The organism is Sulfitobacter sp. UBA4523, assembly GCF_002388305.1.
GTDB classification, from domain to species: Bacteria; Pseudomonadota; Alphaproteobacteria; order Rhodobacterales; family Rhodobacteraceae; genus Sulfitobacter; species Sulfitobacter pontiacus.
In genome coordinates this window covers 93,019-95,872 of the sequence record NZ_DGMH01000017.1, presented here as the reverse complement: position 1 = coordinate 95,872, position 2,854 = coordinate 93,019, and the positions used below count along the sequence as shown (strand labels likewise).

Below are 2,854 nucleotides of genomic sequence, written 5' to 3'. Positions count from 1 at the left end.
CCGAGGCGGCGACACGCGCCACCAGACAGATACGCGTGTCAGGGGTCACGGGCAGGGCGGTGGTGATGGGGCTGGTGGCCGTCCCGTCGCAGGCGGCATCCTCGAAAAGCGCTACGGAAAAGAGCCCCGGCGCGGTGATCGACTGGATATCGGTGTCAAATACCACAGAGCCTTCTGCATCGGCAAGATATTCATGCCGCAGGGTCACCACCTGTGCCGGACGGATCGCGCTTTGCTGGCTTTCGCTCAGCCGGGCGTCCTCGATCAGGCCGACATCCAGATCAGGATAGGATGTCCCGGCCGCAGGCGTGAAGGTAAAAGTGCCATCGCCGCTGGCCGGGTTGACCAGGCCGGGCAGGGCACCGGGGTTTTCGGACACCGTGAGCAAGCCGTTGTCCGGGACCACGGTGATGGTGACGTCATCGGCAAAGCCTTCGGGCAGGGTCAGGCTCCAGCTGCCATCGCTGGCAACCTGCGGCGACCCGATCAACGTGCCGCTGCTATCGGTGATCCGGACTTCGGCCGCACCGGTGTCGGCTTCCGAGGCCCCTTGCAGCGCGTCATAGGCTGTGTCGGAACCTGCACCATTGTCGATAAAGACCTTACCAGACAAGCTTGGGCCGGACCCGGCAAAACTCACGCTTACGGCGGCTTCGTCGTCATCGACAACCCCGTCGCCCAGATCGTCCGTCAGCGGGCCCACCAGCGGATCACTATCGGGATCCGGCAGGTCAGAGGCGATGATCTCGGCCACGTTGGTATGCTCGCCTGTGGCGTTCATCGTGACCCGCACGGTCAGGGTCTCGCTCGCGCCATTGGCCACCTCGCCGACGTCCCATGTACCGGTGTTGGCGTCATAGGTATCGGTGCCATCCGCCGGTGTGGCAGAGACAAAGGTGAACCCGTCGGGGATCAGGTCACGGACCCGCACACCGGTGGTACCGTCAGGGCCGTCGTTTGTCACGGTGAGCACGAAATCAAGCTCTGTGCCCGGGCCCGCTTGGGTCACCGGCTGGCCGCCGGTGTCGAACACGCCCTTGGTCAGGGACAGGTCCGCCGTCGCCCCGCCGTTCACAAACCCGAAATCAAGGGTGCGCACGCTGCCGGCGGTGATTGATACGCCCGTCTGCGGGTTCACGGTACCGGCCACAAGCCCGGGGGGCATGTCGGGATCGGCTGCGTCGACCTCTACGCGGTAGGTCGCTGTGGCAGACAGGTCAGAGAAGAGATAGGTGCCGTTGCTGGCTGTCTCTACGCTGGTCAGGAACGTGTCATCCGCGGTGTCAGCTGTGCCATTGTCGTCGTACAGGGACACGGTCACGGCGCCGAGCACGGTTTCACCGGGCTGGTAGCTGTCCGAATAGTTGGTGTCGCGGTAGACGACGCCGGACAGGTCACCTTCGGGCGGCAGCGGGCCAAAGCGCGAAGGGCAGGCGGCACCGTCGCTCAGGCCACCCTCGCCGACAGGCACCGTGTTGATCAACTGCCCCCCGCCAGAGCCGGAGCCCTGAAGTCCCACGTCGGCCTCATAGACCTCGTTTGTGACGTTCTGGTTGATGTACATGCGTCCGTAAAAATCGAACCACACCGCGCCATAGGAACCTGTCCAGGCGGTCGGGCCGAATTCAACCGGCGCGCGGGTGCCAGACGTACCATCCGCAGGGTCGATATAGAACAGGCGGTCAGAGGCCTCGTTGACACCGTACAACATGCCGTCGTTCGGATTATAGGCGATGTCCGACGGTTCAACCGCAGCCGACAGCGTGATCAGGCTCAGATCAACGGGGGCGGACGGATCGGAAAGATCCAGCAGTTGCAACGCGTTGGCCCCGTTCACACGATAGACCATCACCCCGTTGGGCAGGATGTCGCCCGCGGTGGAGCCCACCGCCGCCGACGCGGGGAGGGTCGAGACGACCTCGTAGTTGCCGGTGGAGTCCAGGCGGATCAGCTCGCGCGTTGCACTGCGCACCCCGTAGAACAACCCGTCGAGCGCATTATAGCCCCAGCCGCCGTCATACTGCACGCCCGCAGGGGCACCGATGTCGGTCGCGGTGATGCTGTACACGCCAGCGCTTTCCGCGAAGCTGAGCCGCTGCAGCTGCGTATCCGTCTGCGTCACACGATAGAGCGAGCCATCGCAGGTAAAGGGCACCGCCCCGGCCGAGAGGATCACTTTGTAGTCCTCGACCTCACCGTCGAAATTCAGACCATCAAAAGGGTCTGCCGCGACGGCGCTGGAGGTCGACCAGCGGATACGTGCATGGGTAAAGCCGCTGCTGATATTCGCAGGGACAGGAATGTTCAGGGTGATCTGGTTGTTGAACACCCCATCTGTATCGCCCGCGCCCCCATCACGGTAGTCGACCGCGATGTGTTCTGAGGGATCGAAGGTGCCGCTTTGGTCAAAATCGACCCAAAGCTGCAGGTTTGTGATCCCCGCGGTTACCGGAATGCCCAAGGCAAGTTGAGCGCTCAGGGTTTCATGGGTCACGATGGTCAAGGTCACGGTTGTACCGGCCTCCAGGATGGGAAAGACGGCGATGGAATCCTCGTCGTCAAAGCCCGACAGGTCATCCGCATCGGAATCGGGGCTATGCTGAGGGGTCTGTTCGGTGTCGGGTTCGCCAGCACCCAGATAGATGTCCTGCACCACGATGTGACGCGGATCGCCATAAGTCGCGGGCGCATCGCCGCGGTCGGACAGATCAGCAGCCGCAATGACCAGCGAATAATCCTCTACCTCGCCATCCACGGCAAAATCCGATGTGCTCAACCCCGTCTCGGAGCCGTAGCGGAAGCGCGCGTAGGTGGTCGATGTGGTCGCATCCGAAGGCACGGTCACGTCGATCTG

At 63.3% G+C, this 2,854-nt stretch carries 1 protein-coding gene; it reads right to left on the bottom strand.

Annotation, left to right across the window (positions count from 1 at the left end):
- A partial coding sequence (locus tag B3849_RS03715; protein WP_286779828.1) for a DUF6923 family protein occupies positions 1-2,854 on the bottom strand: 2,854 nt, incomplete at both ends.